The following is a 19,808-nucleotide window of genomic DNA, read 5'->3' on the forward strand; positions in this document are numbered from 1 at the left end:
CGGGCGCTCTGGCGCCTGGCCCTTAGCCCGTGCAAAGCACATGGCGCTGCGCGTCAGGCGCGCAGGAAGCGTTCGGCGAGCTGCACCCAGTACGCGGCGCCCGTCGCGAGACAGTCGTCGTTGAAATCGTAGCCGGGGTTGTGGACCATGCAGCCGCCTTCGCCGTCGCCATTGCCGATGATCAGATAGCTGCCCGCGCAGTGTTCGAGCAGGAACGAGAAGTCTTCGCTGCCGGTGAGCGGATCGAGATTGTCGATGAGGCCATCTTCGCCGAGCCAGTCGCGCGCGACGTCCTGGGCGAACGCCGTCATTTCCGCGTCGTTGACGAGCACCGGATAGCGCCGCTGATAATCGATGCGCGCCGTCGCGCCATAGGCGCTCGCCTGCGCATGCACGAGCGCCGTGATGCGCGCTTCGAGCAGGTCGCGCACTTCGGGGCGCAGCGCGCGCACCGAGAGCTTCATCTGCGCGGTCTGCGGAATCACGTTGGGCGCCTCGCCCGCGTGGATCGCGCCCACCGTGACGATCGCCATGTCGAGCGGCGGCACGTTGCGCGACACGATGGTCTGCAAAGCGAGCACGACATTCGCGCACACCACCACGGGGTCGATCGCCTTGTGCGGCACGGCGCCGTGACCGCCGCGACCGTCGATGTCGATCACGACCGTATCCGACGAAGCCATGAACGGCCCCGAACGGAAACCGAGCTTGCCGGTGGGAAAGCCCGGCATGTTGTGCATGGCGAACACGGCGTCGCTGGGACAGCGCTCGAACAGACCTTCGTCGAGCATGCGCTTCGCGCCGCCCAGACCCTCTTCGGCCGGCTGGAAAATCAGGTGCAGCGTGCCGTCGAACGCGCGCGATTGCGCGAGATGCTTGGCGGCGGCCAGCAGCATCGCCGTGTGGCCGTCGTGGCCGCACGCGTGCATCTTGCCGGGAATGCGGCTTTCGTAGTCGAGACCGGTGGCTTCGTGGATCGGCAAGGCGTCCATGTCGGCGCGCAGGCCGAGGCGCCGCGCGCCCGTGCCCACCTTGAGCGTGCCGACGACGCCCGTGCCGCCCAGCCCGCGATGCACCTCGTAGCCCCATTCGGCGAGCTTTTCTGCCACCAGATCGCTGGTCACGAATTCCTCGAAGCCGAGTTCCGGATGCGCGTGGATCGCGTGGCGCAGCGCGATCATTTCCTCTTCGATCGCCGCGATTGCGGGGGGAATCGCCATCGTGTTCATCCGTCGTCTCCTGGTGCGGGGTGATTGCTCGATGGGCTCAGGATAATGACGACGGTTTGTCGCGGACAGTCCTAAAATGGTTAGCCCGCCAACCGCAGGTATTCACCAGGGTTTTCCCTTATGAAGTTCCACCAGTTCCGGGCGCTCGTCGCCATGGCCGATACCGGCAGCATTCGCGCCGCGGCGCGCGCGATCGGCATCTCGCCCGCGGCCGCCGCCAAGGCCGTGCGCGAGCTGGAAGCCGAGCAGCAGATTGCGCTCGTGACGCGCAACGCGAACGGCATCGCGTTCACCGAAGCGGGCCAGGCGCTGCTCGTGCATGCGCGCGCGATCGTGCACCAGCTTTCGCGCGCCCAGGACGAACTCGACGCGCGGCGCGGCAGTGGCGGCGGCAAGCTCTCGATCGGCGTGACGCCGTGGCTCGCGCTCTCCTTCCTGCCCGATGCGGTCACGCGCTTTCGCGAGCGCATGCCCGGCATGCAACTGGAGTTCTACGAGGGCTTGCTCAACATCGTGATGCCGCGCCTGCGCGACGGCACGCTCGACTTCTCGCTCGGCAAGCCGGGCCTCGCCTCGCTGCACGCCGAGTTCTCGCAAACGCCGATCTTCGCGACCGAATCCGCCGTGGTCGTGCGCAAGGGCCATCCGCTCGAACACGCGCATTCGCTCATGGAACTCCAGGAGTGCGAGTGGCTGCTCAACTGGGACCCGGCCAGCAAGGAGATGGTCACCGACGACGTATTCCGTCGTCACGGCCTGCCGCTGCCGCGCACGGTGCATCTCGCGCATTCGTTCATCGTGGCGATGGGCCTCATCATGAACACCGACATGGTGAGCATCTTTCCCTGGCCGCTGGTGGAGACGCGCTTCGCGCGCGAGAACCTGCGCGCGCTCACGCTCCAGGAGGAAGTGGATCGAACCGTGGTGAGTGTGGTGGCGCGGCGCGGTGTGCCGCTTTCGGCGGCGGCCGAGTGCTTTCTGGGCTGCCTGAAGGACGCGATCCGTGCGGGCGAGGCCTCTCAGGATGCGGAGCGGCGGCGGCTCTACCACTCGCTCGAACTATTGATCTGACTATCTGAAGATCTGACTATTCGACGATTGCCAGAACGACGAAACCCGCTCGGCTGCGGGCCATGAAGGCCACACGGTCGAGCGGGTTTCGCTGGTCGCGTTACAGCGGTGTGTCGTTTAGAACGACGTACCGATCTGGAACTGGAACTTCTGGTACTGATCGCCCGCGTGCTTGACGATCGGGAAGCCGAGGTCGAGCTTGAGCGGGCCGATCGGCGAGATCCATTCGAGACCCGCGCCGTAGCTGTAGCGCAGGCCGTTGGCGCCCGTGCTGCTGCCTTCCGAACCCCACACGTTGCCGCCGTCCACGAAGGTGAACACGCGCAGCGTACGGTCGTAGCCGGTGCCCGGCAACGGGAAGGTCAGCTCGATATTGCCGACGACCATCTTCGAACCGCCGATCGGGTCGTTGGTGCTCGTATCGCGCGGCCCAAGCGAGCCCGACTCGTAACCCCGCACCGAACCGATACCGCCCGCGTAGTAGTTCTTGAAAATCGGATACGGTTTGCCGCCCAAGCCGTTGCCGTAGCCGCCCTGGAAGTTCATGCCCAGCACGAAGCCGCGCGCAAATGAGTAGTAGTACTGCATTTGCGCATCCGCCTTGTAGTACTCCGTACCGGCGGGCGTGCCGACTTCGGCGTTGGCCTGCGCGAAGTAACCGCGGCTCGGCACCAGCGCGCTGTCGCGATTGTCGCGCGACCAGCCCACCGTGACCGGCACCGTGTTCGAGACGCGCCCGAAGTCGGCCACGTAGTCCTTATAGGTCTGCGGGGTTTCCGAGTCGATATCGAGGCGGTCCTGCTCGATGCCGAGGCCGAAGAACACCATGTCGGTCTCGGAGAACGGAATGCCGAACTTCATGTCCGCGCCATACGAAACGATACGGAAGCTCGTGTCGTTCGTGCTCGAATAGTAGAGCGGCTCGGTCGTGCGGTAGTAGACATCGGTGATGCGCTTGATGCCGTCGACCGTGAAATACGGGTCGATCTGCGTGACCGACAGCGTGCGGTAGGTGGACGCCGTGTTGACGTTCAGCGACAGGCTGTTACCCGTGCCGAACACGTTGTCCTGCGAGATGCCCGCCGAAATGATCGGCCCTTCGCCCGAGCCGTAACCCAGACCCAGCGAGAGCGTGCCGGTCGGCTTCTCGGTCACCTTCACGTCCACGTCCACCTGATCCTGCGTGCCTTCCACGGGTACGGTGGTCACGTCGACGTCGGTGAAGTAGCCGAGACGGTTGATACGGTCCTTCGAAAGCGCGAGACGGTTCGAGTCGAACCACGAGCTTTCGAGCTGGCGCATTTCACGGCGCACCACTTCGTCGCGAGTGCGCGAGTTGCCCACGACATTCACGCGTCGCACATAGACGCGCCGGCTCGGATCGACCTGCAAGGTCAACGCGACCGTGTGATGCACCTGATCGATCTGCGGCTCGGCATTGACGGTCGCGAAGGCGTAACCGTATTCGCCGAGCTTGTCGACGAGCGCCTTGGTGGTGTCCTTGAGCTTTTGCGCAGAGAACTTCTGCCCCGGCTTCACGCCGACCAGCTTCATCAGTTCTGCCTGGCGATCGAGCAGATTGCCGGACAGATTGACGCTCGATACCGTGTAAGGCTCGCCCTCATGTATCGCGATCGTCAGATACATGTCCTTCTTGTCGGGCGAGAGCGACACCTGGGTCGAGTCGATATTGAACTCCAGGTAGCCACGGTCGAGGTAGTACGAACGAATGTTCTCCAGGTCGCCGGTCAGCTTGTCCTTGGCGTACAGGTCGTTCTTCGTGTACCACGAGAACCAGTTCGGCGTGGACAACTGCATCTCATCGTGCAGCGTGCTTTCGCTGAACACGTGGTTGCCGATGAAGTTGACCTGGCGGATCTTCGCGCTCGGCCCTTCCACCACGGAGAACAGCAGTCCCACGCGATTGCGGTCGATCGGCGTCACGGTGGTCGTCACTTCGGCCGCGTAGTAGCCACGCGTGAGGTACTGACGCTTGAGTTCCTGCTCGGACTTGTCCACCAGCGCCTTGTCGAAGCTGCGGCCCGGCGAGAGCCCGACCGCGCCGAGCGCCTTGGTGAGGTTGTCCTTGTCGAATTCGTGAATGCCCGCGAAGTCGATCGTGCCGATCGCCGGGCGTTCCTGCACCTGCACGATCACCGTGCGGCCTTCGGCGGAAATGCGCACGTCACTGAAGAAGCCCGTCGCGTAGAGCGCGCGGATGGCGTCGGAAGCCTTGTCGTCGGTGAAGGTGTCGCCCTGCTTGATCGGCAGGTAGGCGAATACGGTGCCGGGTTCGATGCGCGCCAGCCCGTCGATGCGGATGTCCTGGACCACGAAAGGCTCAGTGGCGTGCGCGGTGGCGGCGAAGCCGATTCCGAAGCCAGCGAAGGTCAGCGCGCGTGCGTAGCGCGTGGAAGTTGAAACCGTCATGCGGGAGGTCGAGAAGTAGGCCAGCGAAGACAAACGAATACGCCGCGCGAACAGGCGCGACGCGAGAGACGCTGCGCGGCGAACCGCGCCAGCGCGTGACGAAATGGGCGCACGCGGCGCGTGCCTATTGCAGCTATTGCATGCGCATCCCGCTGGGCCGCCGCGGCTTGGCGAGGCCGGTTGCGAGCGAAAGGACTTCGGTCATATGCGCGGCTTGTGCCGGATGCAGGCGGAACGAGAGTTCCGCGCCGCCCGGCAGGCGAAAGCTCACCACGAGATGCTCGACGGCGCCGTTCTCGCGGCCGACTTCCCACGCCTCGCACGGCATCGTGAACTTCACGCTCGCGGTCTTGTGGCGAATGCGCTCCGAGCGGCCGATGGCATTGGAGAGTGCGGCCAGCAGTTCATGCATGACCGAGCAATGCAGCGCGACGCTGTCCGGCTGATTGCCGTTGACCATTAAATACTGGCCGTCCGCGGTCAGTTCGAAACCGCGCAGCGAATCGATGGCAAGTGACGTGGACGTGGACATGAACGGCACTCCGTGACAAAAGCATCGGCGGAGTCTATTAGGCGCGGCGCGGCGCGGCGTTACCCACGCGTTACGCGGATTACTTTCATCAATATTGCGCCGGGCGCGCAGGGCAAGCCGCAAAATCGCCGAAACGCCCGGTCCACAGTGGATACACAACCTTTCAACTGTCCGTTGTGCGCGCACCGATCGAACGCCATTCGAAATCCACTGTAATGAGATGGATTACCAACGCTGACAGAGCGCCGACAGTTCGATGAACGGAGGCTTCAAGGGGACGCATCGGCATGAAAGCGCACGCTCAGCCCCCGCGCGCCCAGGCCGAACGGTCGTGCGGCAAGGTCCCGCGCCTCGTCCACGCTACAATGCAGCTGCCGTTTTACCGCCGTTCCACTGCCCCAACCGACATGCAGAATACCAATCGGGCCTTCCTGCTCGGCCCTTTGCTCAAGGGCGTTTCCCGCTCGTTCTACCTCACGATGCGCGTGCTGCCCGCCGGCATGCGCGATCCCGTAGGCGAGGCGTATCTGCTCGCGCGCGCGGCCGACACCATCGCCGATACCTCGCTGATCCCGCCCGCCCAGCGCCTCGCGCTGCTGCTGGCTTTCCGCGAACGCGTGAATGGAACGGGCGTCGCGAACGACGACGCCCTCGCGCGCATTGCCAGCGAAGTCGCCGGGCAGCAGACGCAGTCGGACGAAAAACTGCTGCTCGAATCGCTCGGCGGCGCGCTCGACGTGCTGAGCCAGCTCGATGAAGCCGACCGCGCGGCCGTGCGCGACATCGTCACGACGCTTACCGAAGGCATGGAATTCGACCTGAACACCTTCCCCGACGAACGCTCGGGCAAGGTGGCCGCGCTCGGCACGTGGGACGAGCTCGATCGCTATACGTATCTGGTCGCGGGCTGCGTGGGCGAGTTCTGGACGAAGATGACCTATATGCACCTGCCGGGCACGCTCGCCCCGGCACTGCGCGAGACCATGTATCAGCGCGGCGTGCGCTTTGGCAAGGCGCTGCAAATGGTGAATGTGCTGCGCGATTGTGGCAAGGATCTGCGCATCGGCCGCTGTTATCTGCCCGCGACGATGCTCGCGCAGGCGGCGCTCACGCCCGAGGACCTGATGCAGCCGGGCACTTCCGCGCGCGCGCGGCCGCTCATGTTCGGCCTCGTGCGCATCGCGCTCGATCACTTCCGCGCGGCCATCGACTATACGTTCGCGTTGCCGCGTCTTTCGGTGCGCTTGCGTCTCGCGTGCCTGTGGCCGATCCTGATCGGCCTCGAAACCCTGGAGCTGCTGGTCGAGAACGAAGACTGGCTCGATCCCGCGCGGCCTTCGAAACTCACGCGTAACGACGTCTACCGCATTCTCGCGTGCTCGACGCTTGCGGCCTCGTCGAACACGCTGCTCGATCTGTGGTTCAAGCGCTTGCTCAAGCGCATTGAGGCGCGTATTGCGGCTATTGAGAAGATCTGAAGTAAAAACGGCGCGGGGAGGCCCTCGCGCCGCGTCCTCCAGATCGTGGCCGGATGCCGCTCAGCCCTTCTCCCCGCGATACAGCTTGATCACTGCCGAGAAGTCGAGCTTGCCGTCGCCACGGCTGCTCATCGCCTGATAGAGCTGTTGCGCGATCGCCCCCATGAAAGCGGGCTGATGCGCGTTCTTCGCGGCATCGGTGGCAAGACCCAGGTCCTTGAGCATGAGATCGGTGCCAAAGCCGCCGGTATAACCACGCGTCGAAGGCGCCGTTTCGATCACGCCCGGGAACGGGTTATACGTGTCCGAACTCCAGCAACGGCCGGTCGAGGTGTTCATGATGCCGCCCAGCACCTTCGCGTCGATGCCGAGCGCTTCGCCCAGCGCCATCGCCTCCGCCACGCCCGCCATCGTCACGCCCAGCACGAGGTTGTTGCAGATCTTCGCGACCTGCCCCGTGCCCGTCTCGCCGCAATGAACGATGTTCTTGCCCATGCCCGAGAGCACCGGCTTCACGCTCTCGTAGAGCGCCGCGCTGCCGCCCACCATGAAGGTGAGCGTGCCGGCCGCCGCCCCGCCCGTGCCGCCCGAGACGGGTGCATCCACGAACTGGTTACCGTTCGCCTGCGCGAGCTTGCCGAACTCCCGCGCGCTGACCGGGTCGATCGTGCTCGAATCGATGATCGTCACGCCCTTCCCGATACCCGCCAGCACGCCGTCCTCGGCGCTCAGCACGCTGCGCACGTGCGCGGCGGCCGGCAACATCGTGATGACCCATTCGGCTCCGCTTACCGCGTCCCTCGGCGACGCAGCCTTCGTTGCGCCCGCATCGGCCAGCGTCTGCATCGCCTGCGCGCTCAGGTCGAACACACTCAGCGTGTGTCCTGCCTTGAGCAGATTGAGCGCCATCGGCGCACCCATGTGCCCCAGCCCGACGAAACCTATTTTCATGAGCGATTCTCCCTTGATGGTTCGCTGCGCAAGCCGGTTTAGCGCAGGCTGATCGTCGTGTTCACGCCGTCGTTGACAGTAGCGTCGTCGAACCAGCGCGCCGTAACGGTCTTGGTCTGCGTGTAGAACTGCACGACCTGCTTGCCATACGGACCCAGATCGCCGAGCTTCGAGCCGCGCGAGCCCGTGAAGCTGAAATACGGCACCGGCACCGGAATCGGAATGTTGATGCCCACCTGGCCGATGTCGATTTCGCTCTGGAATTTACGGGCCGCCGCGCCGCTCTGCGTGAACAGGCCCACACCGTTGCCGAACGGATTCGCATTGACGATGGCGATCGCTTCGTCGAGCGTATTGGCCGTGAGCACCACCAGCACCGGCCCGAAGATTTCGTTCGTGTAGATGTCCATGTCCGTCTTCACATCCGTGAAGACCGTCGGGCCGACGAAGTTGCCGCTCTCGTAGCCGGGCACCTTCACATCGCGGCCATCGAGCGCGAGCGTCGCGCCTTGCTTCACGCCCGCTTCGATCAGCCCCAGAATGCGCTGCTTAGCGGCGCGCGAGACGACTGGGCCCACATCGGTCTTCGGCTCGTGGCCGGCGTTGACCTTGAGCGTCTTCGCTTTTTCGACCAGCTCGGGCACCCACTGCTGCGCCGCCCCCACCAGCACGACCACCGAAGTCGCCATGCAGCGCTGCCCCGCCGCGCCGAACGCCGCGCCCACCAGCGCGTTGATCGCCTGCTCGCGGTTCGCGTCGGGCAGCACGACGGCGTGATTCTTCGCGCCCATCATCGACTGCACGCGCTTGCCGTGCTCGCTGCCGAGGCGGTAAACATGCGTGCCCACCGCAGTCGAACCAACGAACGAGATCGCCTTGATGAGCGGATGCGAGCAGATGGCATCGACGACTTCCTTGCCGCCGTGCACGACGTTGAGCACGCCCTTCGGTACGCCCGCTTCGAGCGCGAGTTCGACCAGTTGCATGGTGGACAGCGGGTCTTGCTCCGAGGGCTTGAGCACGAAGGTATTGCCGCAGACGATCGCCATCGGGAACATCCACAGCGGAATCATCGCCGGGAAATTGAACGGCGTGATGCCCGCGCAGACGCCGATGGGCTGTTGCAGCGTGTAGGTGTCCACGCCGCCCGCGACGTTTTCGGCAAAGCCGCCCTGCTGGAGCGTACCGATCGAGCAGGCGTGCTCGACCACTTCGAGACCGCGGAAGATATCGCCTTCCGCGTCGGGCAGCGTCTTGCCCTGCTCGGCCGTCAGCGTCTGCGCAATGCGCGACATGTTCTCGCGGATCAGCGCCTGCAACTTGAGCATGATGCGCAGACGCGTGCCGATCGGCGTGTTCTTCCAGGTAGCGAAAGCGGCGTGCGCGCTCTGCACGGCCTGGTCGACTTCCGCAACCGTGGCGAAGGGCACGCGCGCCAGCACTTCCTGGGTGGCGGGATTGACGATGTCGCGCCATTCGCTCGTCTTCGACTCGACGAACTCGCCGTCGATCAGCAGTTTGACGGTCGAAACGTGCGCGTTGGATGCCTGGGTCACTGCGTTCATCTTGAACTCTCTCTCAAAGGTTCGAACGATCCGGCCTTGGCCGGTTGCATAGGATTACTGCTTATTATTCAGTCGTATCGCGAGCGCATCATGAGCGTGCACGCGAAGGCGATCACCGCCAGCACGACCATATAGGCCACCACATAATGCGGCTTGCCGCCGCCATAGGCGAGCAGCGCGGTCGCGATCATCGGCGCCACGCCGCCGCCGAGCACGCCGGCCACCTGCACCGACACCGAGATGCCGGAATAGCGGATTTCAGCCGGGAATTGCGCCGCGAAAAGCTGCGATTCGGGCGCGTAAAGAATCGGGAACACCACGCCGACACCCAGCACCATCGCCCACCAGACCGTCGCCGGATGCAGCGTTTCGAGCATCGAGAAGAACGGTGCGGCAAACAGCGCCATGATGACGAGGCCCGCAAGGAACAGGCGCTTTTGGCCAATGCGGTCGCTCAGCCAGCCCGAGAACGGCATCGTGAAAAGCGAGAGCACCGCGCCCGCCGTGATCGCATGCAGGATTTGCGCCTTGGGGATCTTGAGCTGGTTCGCGGCATACGCCAGTGCGAAGGCCACTACCAGGTAGAACCAGGTATTTTCAGCCGTGCGCGCGCCGATGATCGTCAGCAGTTCGCGCGGTTGACGGCGCAACACTTCGAGCACGGGCGCCTTCACGGGCTCGCCCTGACGTTTCACGCGCTCGAAGTCGGGCGACTCGGGCACCCGCACGCGGATCACCCAGCCGATCAGCACCAGCGCGATGCTGGCGAGAAACGGAATGCGCCAGCCCCATGACAGCAGATCCGCTTCGGGCAGCGCCGTGACGGCCGCCATCGCGATCGACGAAAGAATCAGCCCGAAGCCCACGCCCGTTTGCGGCAGCGAGCCGAAGAAGCCTTTGCGGCCCGGCGGCGCATGCTCGACCGCCATCAGGACCGCGCCGCCCCACTCTCCGCCCACGGCCATGCCCTGCAGGAAGCGCATCGCCACGAGTAGCCCCGCAGCCCAATAGCCAATGCTCTGATACGAAGGAATCAGGCCGATCACCATGCTCGGAATGCCCATCAGCAGCAGCGTGGCGAGCAGCATCGATTTGCGGCCGATACGGTCGCCGAAGTGACCGAACACGATGCCGCCCATCGGGCGGCCCACGAAGCCCACGCCATAGGTCGCGAAGGCTGCGAGCGTGCCGAGAATCGGATCGAGCGTGGGGAAGAAAACCTTATTGAAGATCAGCGCGGCTGCGGTGCCGTACAGGAAGAAGTCGTACCACTCGATCGTCGTGCCGGCCATGCTGGCCCAGCCTGCAACAAGGTAATCGCGCGTGCGGCGCGGGTGACCAGAAACGGGAACGGCCACTGCCGCCCCTTCGGGGGTCGACTGCATGTGCATCGTTTGTCTCCATCTTTATAGTCGGCGACCGTCTTTGACGTGCTCTGTGAAGCGGTCTGCTAACGAGTATAGTTATTCGAATATCCACGGCATAGAGATGAAAAAGCCCATCCGATATGCAAAAAAACACAACGAGACAGATGGAGACATTGAACTGGGACGATTTGCGCTACTTCCTGGAAGTGGCGCGCACGCAGCGCGCGAGCGCCGCGGCACGGCGCCTCGGCGTGGATCACACCACCGTCGCGCGGCGCGTGCGGGAGCTGGAAACCGCGCTAGGGACGGTGCTGTTCGACAAGTCACGCTCGGGCGGCTTCGTCCTGACTGCGGAGGGGCAGCGGCTATTGGCCTATGCCGATACCGTGGAAACCACGGTGCAGTCGGCGAGCGAACAATTCGCGCTGGGGGCGCAATCGCTCTCGGGGCATGTGCGTGTGGGGTCGACGGAGGGCTTCGGCTGTTTTTTTCTCGCGCCGCAACTGGCACGCTTTACGGGCAAGCATCCCGATATGTCGATCGACCTGCTGCCGGTGCCGCATTTCGTCAGCCTGTCCAAGCGCGAGGCCGATCTGGCGATCATGCTCGAGCGCCCCGAGCGCGGTCAGTACGTCTCCACCAAGCTATGCGACTACCGGCTCAGACTCTATGGGACACCTGACTATCTGGCGCGGCATCCATCGATTCGCACGACGGCGGATCTGCGCCAGCACGCTTTCATCAGCTATGTCGCCGATCTGGCCTTTAGTCACGAACTGCTCTATCTCGAGCGTACGGCGCCCAACGTCACGGCCAGTCTGTGCAGTACCAGCGTGATCGCGCAATATCACGCGGCGCTGCAGGGCAGCGCGCTGGCGATCCTGCCGTGCTTCATGGCGGAACCGGACCCGCGCCTCGTGAGCATCCTGCCCGATGAAGTCGAGGTGACGCGGCATTTCTGGCTCTGCAGCCGCGAGGATCTGCGCAAGCTGCGGCGCATCACGTCGCTGTGGGACTATCTGCGCGCCGCCGCTGAGGCGAACCACGCGCTTCTGCTAGGCGAATCGGCGACCATGCATTACGTCGAACCCTGAACGACGCCACGCAGCAGGGCATGAAAAAGGCCGCACAGGCAATCCGTTATGCGGATTGCCTGTGCGGCCTCCAGGCTGCGTGAGCCGGGTGTGAGTTGCGTAACACACGGGCCTGCTACACGAGGTGGCCGGCGCGTGCCGCAACCCGGACGATCAGGTCCCGACCGGACGGATCGTCAGTGCATTCTTCACCGACGTCACGCCAGCCACGCCCTTCGCCACTTCCGTTGCGCGGTCGACCTGACCTTGTTCCGGCACCGTGCCTTGCAGGATGACGGCGCCGTCCTTGGCGCGGACGGTGATGTTGGCGACGCTGATTTCCTTGTCCTTCGCCAGCGCACCGCGGACCTTGCGCGAGAGCGCACGGTTGGCGGCCTTGGCCGACTTGTATTGCGACTTCGACTGCTGGACCTGGGCCTTGGCGGCGTCGGTCGGCGCTGCGGGGGCGCTTGCGGCGTCCTGTGCGTAGACGTGAAGCGAAGCAGCGACCAGCATCGTGCCGGCTGCCAGTTTGAACGCCTGAATAGCCTTCATGCAGTTTCTCCTGTTGTCACAGTTTTTTGATGGTCCAGTTGGACCCGTTCACTACACACCATTCACTACGAAAAACTGCTACTGCCATTGCGGTCATTGCCGTCCCACTTACCGCGCCGGGCGCACTGGGGAGTAACGATACTCTATTTATTTCGAGTCTGATGCGAAAACTGCCGCTAAGGCTATTCGACTGTGGGTGAAATGCTTCAATTCCACAGAGGAATCGCCACGACCGTGCAGAGTACGCCAGAGCGCCGTCCCGCATGCCAGGACAGCCGCCTTGATGAAATGCTATTCACTAGCATTTAAGGCGAATCAATCCCGCTTGATGCACGCGACGGAACAATCCGTTAAGCCATTTCCACTTACGCGCCAATCCGGTGCATGCAGTGTGAATAACACCGAATTGCCCGATTGATTGACGCGCAATCATGCGTCCTTATCGACCAGCAACGCGCGTCATTCACCCAGCGTTGACAAGCGCACACACAGGTTTTACCCGCATTTACTCACGAAAGAAAAAAGCGCGCGCTTATTTGACCAATTGCGTGGCCAGTTGCGCCTTCACCCAGCGATAGAACTGCTGGATCGCCGCCTCACGCGGATGACCCTCGCGCCAGGTGAAGTAGTAGTCGAGCGAGGCCGGGATACGCACCTGCCCGAGTTGCACCAGTTCGCCGCGTTCGATGAAACCGCGCGCCAGTTGCAGGCGCGCCGTGGCCGCGCCCTGGCCCGCGACCGTTGCCTGCAGCAACAGGCCCGCGTCGTCGAACACCGGGCCGCGTTCGGGCTCGTCGCCGGACACGCCCGCGGCCTCGAAGAAGTCGCGCCATGAGCGGCGCGAAAAGCGCAGCAAGGGCATGGCGGCCAGGTCCTCGATACGAAAGCCGGGATAGCGCGCGAGCAATGCGGGGCTGCATACGGCGACCACCTGGTCGTCGAGCAGCTTGCGGATCTGGAAGCCCGGTTCATCCACGCGACGGTGCCAGATGCCGATATCGAACGGATACGGGTCGGGCGGCGTCACGTCGGCGTGCATGCGCAGCGAGAGGTCGACGTTGGGATGGCGATCGTAGAAGTCGCCCAGACGCGGAATCAGCCAGACCGAGGCAAAATCGGACATCACACTCAGTTCGAGCCGCGTCACGCCGCTCACGCCGGGGCGCGTGGCGTCGAGCGCCTCGCGCAGATCCTCCAGACTGCGCCGTACCCGCTCGGCGAGCTGCGCGCCCGCCGCCGTGGGAATCATGCGACTGCCCGCACGACGGAACAGCTCGACGCCGAGCTCCGATTCGAGCCCGCGCAGATGGTGACTCACGGCGCTGTGCGTCAAATGCAATTCTTCCGCCGCGCGGCTGAAACTGCGCCGCCGCGCCGCCGCTTCTAGCGCGCGCAGGGCCTGCAAGGGAGGGAGCGATCGGGACATGACGTCAAATTCTACTCACAATCGCGGCTGAAATCTCTCGCTGGCCTCGTGCCGGGCAATCGCCAATAATCGTGTCCCAGCCATTCAAAACGCTTTCGGGCCGCGCACTGCGCCGCCCCGCAGCGCCCTCGACCGTCCGCATCATGACCGCACTCAGATTGCGCGTATTCGCCGTCTTCGCGCTCGGCTACTTCGTTTCGTATCTGTTCCGGGGCGTCAATCTCGGCTTCGCGCCGTTCCTGACCCACGAAATGGGCTTCACCGCCACCGACCTCGGCACGCTCACGAGTCTCTACTTCCTGGGCTTCGCGGGTGCGCAGATCCCCGGCGGCGTGCTGCTCGACCACTTCGGCCCGCGCCGCGTGACGGCGTGCGTGATGCTGGTGGCCGCGGCCGGCGCGCTCGTGTTCGGGCTGTCGCACAGCATGGGCGCGATGATGCTCGGCCGCCTGCTGGTGGGCGTGGGCGTCTCGGTATGCCTGGGCGGCGCGTTCAAAGCGACGGCCCAGCACTTCCCGGTCGCGCAGCTCACGCTCGTCAACGGCCTCGTGATGGCCGTAGGCGGTCTTGGCGGCGTGGCGGTCGGCGCGCCCCTCTCCTGGCTGCTGACGATCGCGCCGTGGCGCACGGTCAGTCTGGGACTGGCCGTGCTCACGGCCGCCGTCGCGGCCATCATCTGGATCGGCGGTCCGCGCACGCGCGACACGCATCATCAGGCGAGCGTCCTCGAGCAGTTCAAGGGCACCGCGCACATCTTGCGCAGCCACGCGTTCTGGAAGACGGCCACCTTCTCGGCGCTCACGCAGACCGTGTTCTACGCGATGCAGTCGCTCTGGGTCGGCGCCTTTCTGCGCGACGTGACGCCCGCCGGCACCGTGGACGCGGCCTCGCGCGCGGCATCGCTGGTTTCCGTGCTGGGCGGCGCGTTCATCGTCGGCAACATCGGCTTTGGCGCGCTCGCACGCGCCTTCGAGCGACGCGGCGTGAACGTCGCACGCTTTTCCGGCGTGACGATGGCGCTGTTCGTGCTGGTCCAGGCGCTGCTCGCCGCGCGCGTGCCCTTGCCCGCGCCGCTGCTGTGGGCCGCCTACGGCGCGCTGGGCGGCACCGGCATCCTCACCTATGCGGTGCTGGCCGAATATTTCCCGGCCCGCCTGATTGGCCGTGTCAATACCACCTTCACGCTGGTCATCTTCGTGGGCATTTTCGTCACGCAGATCGCCATTGGTGCTGCGCTCGGACACTGGAGCGCCGTGGACGGCCACTATCCGGCCGTCGCCCACCAGTGCGTCTGGACCGCGTTGATCGTGGTGCAGACGCTAGCCGGCGTGTGGTACTTCATGCCGGGTCGCCGCGCCCGGGCCGCACACCCCGCGATGGAGTCCTGAAGCGCGGCGCGAGGCCGCTCGCTTCCCGGTTGCCCGACGCTTGCCGCCAGCACTCGCGGCAAGCGTTTTTTACTCCACGAATTACTTCGCCATCCGAATCAATAGGATCACGCGCCGCAGGACGCGTGCGCCCGCCCGCACCCGGCGGTAAGTTTCCTTCTGGAAACCCCCGCTCGCATAAATCGCCGCGTCGCGTACAATGCTGCCCCGCCGGCCTCGGCACCTGGCGCGCGAGCGCTCAAGACCGACTGGCCGGTCGTATGACAAAAGCCGCGCATCAGCCTGCGCCGATGCGAAACATGGCGGTTCGATGTGACGCAGTGGCGCTCGCCGCGTGAGAAAATACGCCTTCGAATACCCCGACAGCGGCCGCCTCGCGCCCTTGCCGGTGACGATCGGAAATCGGGAAAACGCACGTCCGGTCGGTTGTTTCCGAACCGAAACACGGCAGCCCGGCGTAAACTTCCGCCGTTGTCATTCGATTGTGTCGATTCATGATAAAGAGAGAAACTTCCATGCCAGACCATACCCATTCGCACGACGATCACACGGAATCGTGCGGCTGCGATCTGCTGCACCTCCTCGACGGCGTGGACGAGTTCACTCATCGCGTGTTCCCGGGCAACCAGGAACTGTTCCGCAGCCTCGCCCACAGTCAGGCCCCCCATACGCTGTTCATCACCTGTGCCGACTCGCGTGTGTCGCCGGAGATGATCACGCAGGCGCGCCCTGGCGATCTGTTCGTCTGCCGCAACATCGGCAATATCGTGCCGGCTTACGGTGAGATGCTCGGCGGCGTGTCGGCCGTGGTCGAGTTCGCCGTGATGGCGCTGAACGTCAAACAGATCGTGCTGTGCGGCCATACCGACTGCGGCGCGATGAAGGGCCTCGCCTCGGGCGGCGCGGCCACCGCCGGCATGCCGACGGTGACGGCCTGGTTGCGCAACGCCGAAGCGGCGCGCAGCGTGGTGCAGACGCGTGGCCTGAACGAAGATGAGATCGTCCAGGCGCTGGTGGAAGAAAACGTGCGCCTGCAACTCACGCACCTGCGCACCCACCCCGCCGTGGCGGCGCGCGTGGCGCAGAACCAGCTCCAGTTGCAAGGTTGGGTGTACGACATCGGCCAGGGTACCGTGTCCGTCTTCGACGACACGCACGGCCGTTTCGAATCGCTCGGCGAGGCGCGCGCGCGCCTGCGCAAGGACACGACGGGCTAACACGCCCACGGGGCGGCGAGGCCGCCCGTCGTTCCTCCGCCACTCCCCCGAACCGGACCACGCCGAACAGGCGTCGTCCGGTTTTTTGCGTTTGATTCTCTCATTCCCTGCAACAATGATTTGACACCCAGGTAACGATGTAGGTGTTTACCCTAGGGATCAATCTCGTTATACTCTCGTCCGTACCATATGCGGCGCCCTGCCGCAGCAGAAAAATAATTCTGGAGGTTGGTTACCCATGCAGTGTGCTTGCCTGCCGTACCCGCCGTACAAGACGCCTCACCCCGGTTCTACTCGCAATACTTACGCAGTCGCAGGACGATCGCTCACGCCGCGCTAACGCCCGGCACGCGTATCGCGCCGTCGCGCCCAGGTGGGTGCGGCTGGCCAGTTCAGGCCCACTCCACGTCATACGCCGTTCATCACGCCCAGGCATGCGCCACGGCGAACGGCTCGCGCTTGTGCGCGCACTGGCGAACGGTAATGGGCTTCGCACCCGTCACGGGCCACGCGCCCGGTTACCGAAGGAGCATTGCCATGGAATCCGCCCTCAAGTCGCCCGCCAAGATCGAAGTCAAGCTGCTGCTGCATCCGCACGACCATCACCGCGCCATGGCGATCGCCAAGGCCGCCAATCTCGCCGAGCGCGACTTCTTCGCGCTGGCGATCCACCTGGGTTCAGCGGCAATCCAGCGCTCCGCCGAACTGGACTGATTGGCCCAAGGCGCCGGGCATCAGACCGGCGACGGGTTGCGCTCGCTGAAGCCTTCCTGATGCCAGTACGGATACACGGGCCGCACGGCGCTCGCCGCGTCGAGTTTCGCGACCTGCTCCGGCGTGAGGTTCCAGCCCACCGCACCGAGGTTCTGACGCAGTTGCGCCTCGTCGCGCGCGCCGATCAACACCGTCGCTACGGTAGGCCGTTGCAGCAGCCAGTTCAGCGCGATCTGCGGCACGGTCTTGCCGGTTTCCTGCGCCACTTCGTCGATGGCGTCGAGCACGCGGAACAGATACTCGTCCGGCACCGGCGGCCCCTGCTCGGCCGTCTTGTGTAGACGGCTGGTCTGCGGCAGTGGCTGGCCGCGGCGAATCTTGCCGGTCAGGCGCCCCCAGCCGAGCGGGCTCCACACCACCGCGCCCACGCCCTGGTCGATCCCGAGCGGCATGAGTTCCCATTCGTAGTCGCGCCCGATCAGCGAGTAATACGTCTGATTGGCGACGTAGCGCGGATAGCCGTAACGATCGGCCACGCCAAGCGACTTCATCAAATGCCAGCCCGAGAAGTTCGACACGCCGGTATAGAGAATCTTGCCTGCGCGCACGAGTTCGTCGAGCGTCGACAGGACTTCCTCGGCGGGCGTTTTCGCATCGAAGCCGTGTAGCTGGAACAGGTCGATGTAATCGGTCTGTAGACGTTTGAGTGCGGCATCGACGGCCCGCTTCAGATGGAAACGCGACGAGCCGACGTTATTGGCATCCGCTTCGTCGAAGCGAAATGTCGCCTTGGTCGAGATGATCGCCTTGTCGCGACGGCCCTTGAGCGCCTCGCCAAGCACCGACTCCGACACGCCGCGCGAATAGATATCGGCCGTATCGAACATGGTGACGCCGGCATCGAGACAGATGTCGATCAGGTGCCGCGCCTCGGCCACATCGGTCGCGCCCCATGCCTCGAAAAACTCGCCCTTGCCGCCGAACGTGCCTGTGCCGAAGCTCAGCACCGGGACCTTGAAGCCCGATGCGCCCAGAAAACGGTATTCCATTTCCTTTCCTCCACAATCGTGCGTTGACGAATCGCCGACGAGTGTACGCGCCTACCCGTAAGGCTGTCGGGCGGTCGCCGCATTCTTCCAGCCGCCTGGACACGCGCACGCACGCGTTGCATCGGCGCTGTACATCGACACTTTCGTATCGGAAACTGTCGCCTCGTTTGTTTTTCTGTAGGCGCTCCATGATCCGCACTTCCTGCCACAGCCCTTCCGCCCTCGATCGTTTCGAACACGCTCACGTCGCCCTGCCCGAGGCGGCGCGATGAACGACACCGCACAAGCACGCCCCGCGCACGCCCTGGTGGGCTGGCTGCCGTACATCGTCGCGGCCACGTTCTTCATGGAGTATCTCGACACCACCGTGATCGCCACGGCGCTGCCGCAGATGGCGCATTCGTTCGGCGTTGGCCCGAACAGCCTGAGTCTCGGCGTGACGGCCTATATGCTGGCGCTCGCCATTTTCATTCCGGCGAGCGGCTGGGTGGCCGACCGCTGCGGCTCGCGCACCGTGTTCTTCGGTGCCGTGGTGACCTTCACGCTGGCCTCGGTGCTGTGCGGCGTCTCGCAGAATCTCGGCGAGTTCGTCGCCGCGCGCGTCCTGCAAGGCATGGGCGGCGCGCTGATGGTGCCGGTCGGCCGCATGATCGTCGTGCGCAGCACCGAGAAAAGCCGCCTCATGCAGGCCATCTCCACCATCACCTGGCCCGCGATCGCCGCGCCCGTGGTCGGGCCGCCGGTGGGCGGTTTCATCACGACCTATGCGTCGTGGCGCTGGATCTTCCTGCTCAACGTGCCCTTCGGTATCGCCGTGCTCGTGGCCATCGCCACGATCGTGCCGAACCTGCGCGGCGAGCAGCGCCGCCCGCTCGACATCGTCGGCCTCGTGCTGAGCGGCGCGTCGCTCACCGCCATCCTCTATGGCGCGGAACTGGCGAGCCAGCCGGGCGAGAATCCGTGGCGCGCGGTGGCCCTCGTCGCGGCGGGTCTCGTGGTCGGCGTCATCGCGTTCATGCATGCGAAGCGCCATCCCACGCCGCTCGTCGACGTTTCCACACTGAAAATCCCGACCTTTTCGGTGACGGTCGTGACCGGCTCGATCACGCGCATCGGCATCGGTGCGGCGCCTTATCTGATGCCTTTGCTGTTCCAGATCGGCTTCGGGCTGAGCGCCTTCAAGGCGGGCCTGCTGCTGCTCGCGAGCGCGCTCGGCAACCTCGGCATGAAGGCGCTAACGACGCGCATTCTCGAACGCTGGGGTTTCCGCCGCGTCGCGATGGTCGACGTCGCGATTGCAGGTCTGTCGATGATTGCGTGCGGCCTGCTCACGCCCGACGTGCCGCTCGCCATCGTGCTGATCGTGGTGTTCATTTACGGCGTCACGCGCTCGATGCAGTTCTCGACGCTCGCCACGCTCGCCTATGCCGATGTCGCGCAGCCGCAGATGAGCGGCGCCAGCACGCTCTGGAGCGCAGCGGCACAGATGACCAATGGCCTGGGGATCGCCTTCGGCGCACTCGCCTTGCGTGTGGCCGCGAGTTTCCACGGGGAAACGACTGGCCACGTGTTTACGCTGGACGACTTCCGCCTTGCGTTTCTGGGCGCGGGCGTGCTGACGCTGCTGTCGGTCTGGGGATATGCACAGATGTCGCGCGACGCGGGCCAGAACGTGGGCGGCGGTTCGCGCCGCCAGCGCGCGTGAAGCTGGAACGTGGAGCGTGATTGACGTGTAGATGGCGATGTCATGCGGCGCACCGCGC

The 19,808-nt window shown here is 64.7% G+C and carries 16 protein-coding genes; 7 read left to right on the top strand and 9 right to left on the bottom strand.

Going from position 1 to position 19,808, the window contains the following annotated elements; all coding sequences use genetic code 11:
- Positions 1-53 precede the first annotated feature (53 nt).
- A complete protein-coding gene (locus U5782_RS02090) occupies positions 54-1,229 on the bottom strand; it encodes a M20 aminoacylase family protein (protein ID WP_322042204.1) in 1,176 nt (391 codons plus the stop codon).
- Between the two features lie 120 nt (positions 1,230-1,349).
- Here U5782_RS02090 and U5782_RS02095 point away from each other — a divergent pair, with 120 nt between their 5' ends.
- A complete protein-coding gene (locus U5782_RS02095; protein WP_322042205.1) occupies positions 1,350-2,300 on the top strand; it encodes a LysR substrate-binding domain-containing protein in 951 nt (316 codons plus the stop codon).
- 117 nt (positions 2,301-2,417) lie between these two features.
- Here U5782_RS02095 and bamA read toward each other — a convergent pair whose 3' ends face one another.
- Positions 2,418-4,730: an outer membrane protein assembly factor BamA gene (gene bamA / locus U5782_RS02100; protein WP_322042206.1), complete on the bottom strand. Its 2,313-nt coding sequence runs from the start codon at positions 4,728-4,730 to the stop codon at positions 2,418-2,420.
- A 133-nt stretch (positions 4,731-4,863) separates the two neighbouring features.
- Complete coding sequence (locus U5782_RS02105; RefSeq protein ID WP_322042207.1) at positions 4,864-5,262, bottom strand: hypothetical protein; 399 nt, start codon at positions 5,260-5,262, stop codon at positions 4,864-4,866.
- Positions 5,263-5,669: 407 nt separating this feature from the next.
- Here U5782_RS02105 and U5782_RS02110 point away from each other — a divergent pair, with 407 nt between their 5' ends.
- Positions 5,670-6,740 (top strand): phytoene/squalene synthase family protein, encoded by a 1,071-nt coding sequence (locus tag U5782_RS02110; protein ID WP_322042208.1) that lies wholly within the window; start codon positions 5,670-5,672, stop codon positions 6,738-6,740.
- Between the two features lie 60 nt (positions 6,741-6,800).
- On the opposite strand, the gene mmsB is transcribed toward U5782_RS02110, so the two are convergent.
- The 3 genes from mmsB to U5782_RS02125 form a co-directional block, all read right to left on the bottom strand.
- Positions 6,801-7,691 (bottom strand): 3-hydroxyisobutyrate dehydrogenase, encoded by an 891-nt coding sequence (gene mmsB / locus U5782_RS02115; RefSeq protein ID WP_322042209.1) that lies wholly within the window; start codon positions 7,689-7,691, stop codon positions 6,801-6,803.
- Positions 7,692-7,729: 38 nt separating this feature from the next.
- Positions 7,730-9,256: a CoA-acylating methylmalonate-semialdehyde dehydrogenase gene (locus U5782_RS02120; protein WP_322042210.1), complete on the bottom strand. Its 1,527-nt coding sequence runs from the start codon at positions 9,254-9,256 to the stop codon at positions 7,730-7,732.
- A gap of 68 nt (positions 9,257-9,324) precedes the next feature.
- Complete coding sequence (locus tag U5782_RS02125; protein WP_322042211.1) at positions 9,325-10,647, bottom strand: MFS transporter; 1,323 nt, start codon at positions 10,645-10,647, stop codon at positions 9,325-9,327.
- Positions 10,648-10,763: 116 nt separating this feature from the next.
- On the opposite strand from U5782_RS02125, the gene U5782_RS02130 reads away from it, so the two are divergent.
- On the top strand, positions 10,764-11,717 hold the full coding sequence (locus U5782_RS02130) for a LysR family transcriptional regulator (protein ID WP_322042212.1): 954 nt from the start codon (positions 10,764-10,766) through the stop codon (positions 11,715-11,717).
- Between the two features lie 153 nt (positions 11,718-11,870).
- On the opposite strand, the gene U5782_RS02135 is transcribed toward U5782_RS02130, so the two are convergent.
- Positions 11,871-12,251 (bottom strand): BON domain-containing protein, encoded by a 381-nt coding sequence (locus U5782_RS02135; RefSeq protein ID WP_322042213.1) that lies wholly within the window; start codon positions 12,249-12,251, stop codon positions 11,871-11,873.
- A gap of 532 nt (positions 12,252-12,783) precedes the next feature.
- Positions 12,784-13,677 carry a LysR substrate-binding domain-containing protein gene (locus U5782_RS02140; protein ID WP_322042214.1) on the bottom strand — a complete coding sequence of 298 codons (894 nt, stop codon included), beginning with the start codon at positions 13,675-13,677 and terminating at the stop codon, positions 12,784-12,786.
- A 143-nt stretch (positions 13,678-13,820) separates the two neighbouring features.
- Between U5782_RS02140 and U5782_RS02145 the strand changes: the two genes are divergently transcribed.
- From U5782_RS02145 to U5782_RS02155, 3 genes are all read left to right on the top strand, one after another.
- Complete coding sequence (locus U5782_RS02145) at positions 13,821-15,065, top strand: MFS transporter (protein ID WP_322042215.1); 1,245 nt, start codon at positions 13,821-13,823, stop codon at positions 15,063-15,065.
- Positions 15,066-15,580: 515 nt separating this feature from the next.
- Positions 15,581-16,282, top strand: a complete 702-nt coding sequence (locus tag U5782_RS02150) for a carbonic anhydrase (protein WP_322042216.1) — start codon at positions 15,581-15,583, stop codon at positions 16,280-16,282.
- Positions 16,283-16,819: 537 nt separating this feature from the next.
- Positions 16,820-16,996, top strand: coding sequence for a hypothetical protein (locus U5782_RS02155; RefSeq protein WP_322042217.1), 177 nt, complete (start codon positions 16,820-16,822; stop codon positions 16,994-16,996).
- A gap of 20 nt (positions 16,997-17,016) precedes the next feature.
- Here U5782_RS02155 and U5782_RS02160 read toward each other — a convergent pair whose 3' ends face one another.
- Entirely contained in the window at positions 17,017-18,045 is a 1,029-nt protein-coding gene (locus U5782_RS02160; RefSeq protein WP_322042218.1) for an aldo/keto reductase, read from the bottom strand.
- A gap of 268 nt (positions 18,046-18,313) precedes the next feature.
- Here U5782_RS02160 and U5782_RS02165 point away from each other — a divergent pair, with 268 nt between their 5' ends.
- Entirely contained in the window at positions 18,314-19,750 is a 1,437-nt protein-coding gene (locus tag U5782_RS02165; protein ID WP_322042219.1) for a DHA2 family efflux MFS transporter permease subunit, read from the top strand.
- Positions 19,751-19,808: the final 58 nt, after the last annotated feature.

The sequence above is a fragment of the Paraburkholderia sp. J67 genome (assembly GCF_905220265.1).
Taxonomy (GTDB): Bacteria; Pseudomonadota; Gammaproteobacteria; order Burkholderiales; family Burkholderiaceae; genus Paraburkholderia.